Source organism: Chamaesiphon sp. VAR_69_metabat_338 (assembly GCF_031423935.1).
Lineage (GTDB): Bacteria > Cyanobacteriota > Cyanobacteriia > Cyanobacteriales > Chamaesiphonaceae > Chamaesiphon.
Genome location: NZ_JANPGM010000736.1, coordinates 1 through 3,838, shown reverse-complemented (window position 1 = coordinate 3,838; position 3,838 = coordinate 1). Strand labels below are relative to the sequence as shown.

General features: G+C 50.3%; 3 protein-coding genes. 1 reads left to right on the top strand and 2 read right to left on the bottom strand.

Going from position 1 to position 3,838, the window contains the following annotated elements:
- A partial coding sequence (locus tag RMO84_RS20420) for a catalase (RefSeq protein WP_310490273.1) occupies positions 1 to 466 on the bottom strand: 466 nt, incomplete at its 3' end.
- A 323-nt stretch (positions 467 to 789) separates the two neighbouring features.
- Positions 790 to 1,104, bottom strand: coding sequence for a hypothetical protein (locus tag RMO84_RS20415; protein ID WP_310490272.1), 315 nt, complete (start codon positions 1,102 to 1,104; stop codon positions 790 to 792).
- Between the two features lie 552 nt (positions 1,105 to 1,656).
- Between RMO84_RS20415 and RMO84_RS20410 the strand changes: the two genes are divergently transcribed.
- Positions 1,657 to 3,838, top strand: a 2,182-nt coding sequence (locus RMO84_RS20410) for a GAF domain-containing protein (RefSeq protein ID WP_310490271.1), incomplete at its 3' end; no start/stop codon positions are given.

Below are 3,838 nucleotides of genomic sequence, written 5' to 3'. Positions count from 1 at the left end.
CCTGAATAAAGAAGACCGGAATATTGTTACCGACAATATCGTAGTTGCCATCTTCGGTGTAGAACTTGACCGAGAAACCCCGGACATCCCGCACGGCATCAGCCGAGCCGCGCGAACCGCCAACCGTGGAGAAGCGCACGAATACCGGCGTCTTCACCGACGGGTTTGCCAAAAACTTCGCCTTGGTAAATTCGGCCATCGATGCATATGGCTCGAAGTAACCGTGTGCGCCCGCACCACGAGCGTGGACTACCCGTTCGGGAATGCGTTCGCGATCGAATGCAGACAGCTTTTGTTGAAAATGGAAATCTTCTAATAGTGTCGGCCCCCGCCCGCCCGCTTTGAGCGAGTCATCGGTATTACTAATGGGATGACCTTCATCGGTAGTGAGTTTTGCGCCCGGTGCTACGCGATAGTTGTCGAGGCTCTGATTTTTGCTTTGCTCGTCGATCTTTTGTTCGCTCATGTTGTTCCGTTAGATGCTATTTTGAGCTGGCTAATTAGGAAGAGGATATATAGTTGGATGAAGGGAAAGTCAATCGATCTCCTCTCTGATATGGATCGACTTGCTCTCTAAATCTAAGCAAGATAAATATTTTTAAGCTCTGTCTTTGGGTAGAGATCGCTTGCCAGCCTCGGTTGTAACTCGATCTGCTGCTGTCGTACCCACACAAATCAGGGGAGACATCGTCAGACATCTCCCCGCTAAATCTATGTAGTTTTAAGTAAACTTGTTAGTGACTTTCTAGGCTGTTGTTGTGACTGCCAGAACTGTTCGTGCAGCGATGCCTAAGGGCGGGTGGAAGGACTGGCCGAAGGACTGCCTGAAGGGCTAGTTTTGGGAGTGGTGGTCGCGCTAGGTTTCGGACTCATCCCTGGGCTGCTCATCCCCGGACTGCTACTCGGACTAGCTGATGGCGTCGTGCCAGTGCCAGTACCAGTGCCAGTGCCCGTTCCATCCGTGCCAGTGCCGCCAGTACCAGTACCAGTACCCGTGCCCGTGCCGCCACCCGTCCCAGTGCCGCCAGTACCAGATGGCGAACAGGAACTAATTAGTAGTGCGACGCTAGCGACTGAGGCTAATAATAAACCGATCTTCTTCATAACTCCTCGCATAAATTGCAGTGCAAAAGTGTTGCCAAACGATCTGGCTACCAACATTGCTAGTAAATCCTGACATCGGCAACAAATTGGCTTCGAGTACAACGGATTTAAACTTCAGAGTTTTCACACATTACGTTCAAATTTCAGTCGCATCCTTAACTACATAGACTAAAGTTCGATCGACACTCAAACCTCTGTCGATCGAGAGATATTTGTAGTAGAAATCGGATGGCCAACCACTACGGAATACAATCGCTGGTGCCGAGCTGAGATGGTTAAATTGCTGCCATCGCTGTCAATGGCGATACGATCGCACCAATTATGAAATAACAAACAATTGACTATCTATCTTTAGATAGATTTTTAAAAAAGCGACTACATCGCCGAAATGGCATGACTGGCAATGGCTGAGTATAATTGAAGACTGGTGACATGATGCAGAGTTAATTGACCCACTACGTAATTCTTTTGGCTGCATCGTCGTGACATCTTTGAGATCGTTGACTTTGACACTCGGCGGAGATCGCTCTAAAAACTCCACATACAATCTTCATGACTGCAATAGATTTCATCACTCAAATCAAAGACTCGATCGCCAAGCTCACAGATCCAGCTCTGGATGTGTCACAAGTATCGCTAACTAATTGCGATCGCGAACCGATCCATACACCCAATGCCATTCAATCTCATGGTGTATTACTGACATTTTCGGAAACAGATCTGGAGATCTTGCAAATCAGTCAAAATTCCCAGGTATGGCTCGGCAGATCGCCCGCTGATTTCTTGGGACAGCCGCTCTCGGTGCTAATGGAGCGATCGCAGATTGCCGCAATTCAAAGCTGCATCAATGCTGATTTTGAGAATGTCAATCCGCTCCGGCTATCGCTCCAAGTCAATGGCAAATCCGAGGAATTTGAAGGGATCGTGCATCGTAGCGACGGTGTAGTTGTCCTAGAGCTGGAACGAGTGGCGACTGGAGCCGATCTGGAAGCCAAAGGCCAGCAGGGCGTGAGTTTTTTTGATTTTTATAAGTTTGTCAAAGCCCCGATCGATCGGATTCAAAGTACCCAAACCCTCACCGAACTCGCCGAGCAAACTGTCAACACAATTCGGACGCTGACTGGATTCGATCGAGTGATGTTATATCGGTTCGAGCCGGATGGTTCGGGCAATGTGATTGCTGAAGCTAAAGCAGGGCAGATCGGTTCATTTCTGGGTTTGCACTATCCGGCTAGCGATATTCCCCAACAAGCCAAAGAACTCTATCGGCTCAATTTACTGCGGATCGTTTCCGATGTGGCGTACGAGCCGGTAGGATTAGAACCACTCCTCAATCCCGCCACCGGCGCACCCTTGGATTTGAGTCTATCGGTGCTGCGCAGTGTCTCGCCGATGCATATCAAGTATCTCCAAAATATGGGGGTGCAAGCCTCAATGTCGATTTCGCTCCTGCGGGTTGGCGGAGCCTCTCCCTCGGAGAATCGTCAATTGTGGGGACTGATTGCTTGCCATCATTATGCACCCAAGCAGCTCTCTTACGAGACGCGGACGATTTGTGAGTTTTTGGGACAGGTGATTTCCTTTGAGGTCGGTGCCAAAGCCGATGCCGAAGATGCGGACTACAAATTGCAAATTCAGACAGCTCAAGCCAAGTTTGTCAATACGATCGCGAGCTGTCAGACCCTCAGCGAGGGCTTCGAGCGCAACCCAGCGGATCTCATGGCTCTAGTCAGAGCGTCGGGGGTGGTCTTTTGCGAACGCGGACGAGTTGAATGTTTCGGTCAAACCCCGCCCACAGCAACAATCGCTAGTCTCATCGAGTGGATCGAGTCACAGCTCAGCGAGGAGTCGATTTATAGCACCAATACCTTGGTCGATGACTACCAACCCTTCTCACCTTACCAAGACGTTGCCAGCGGGCTGCTAGCGTTGCGAATTTCCCGGATTCAGCATACTTATCTGCTCTGGTTTCGACCGGAAGTACTCCAAACCATCGAGTGGGGCGGCGAACCGAATAAACCCGTTGAAGTTGGTGACGCTAACGAATTGCGGCTGACCCCGCGCACATCCTTCGAGCTGTGGCGAGAGACGGTGCAGCGCACATCGCTACCCTGGAAAACCTGTGAGATCGAAGCCGCACTCGAACTGCGGATGCGGATTATCGGCATCGTGTTGCAAAAAGCTGACGAACTAGCCGTATTAAATGCCGAACTGGAACGGAGTAATGTGGAGTTGGATTCCTTTGCTTATGTGGCATCTCACGATCTCAAAGAACCGCTGCGCGGCATCCACAACTATTCCACATTCTTGATCGAAGATTATGGCGATAAGTTGGGCGAGGATGGCACCCACAAATTAGCTACCCTGATGCGGTTGACGCAACGAATGGAAGATCTGATCGAATCCTTGCTTCACTATTCCCGCTGCGGTCGCACCGAACTCCAATTCGAGCCAGTGAATCTCGCCGATGTCGTCGAGAGCGTCATTGAGATGATTAAGATCGGTCAACCAGCAGCGGTGGAGTTTGAGATCTCACGTCCGTTACCCACGGTCGAATGCGATCGCACCCAGCTAGCAGAGCTATTTACCAATTTGATTAGCAATGGCATCAAGTATAACGATCGCGACGTCAAATCGATCGAGATCGGCTATATCTTGCCGACCGAGAGCCATGCCGATCTCCCTGCCGATCTGGAGATCGATCGAGCGCAGACGATCTTTGTTGTCAAAGATA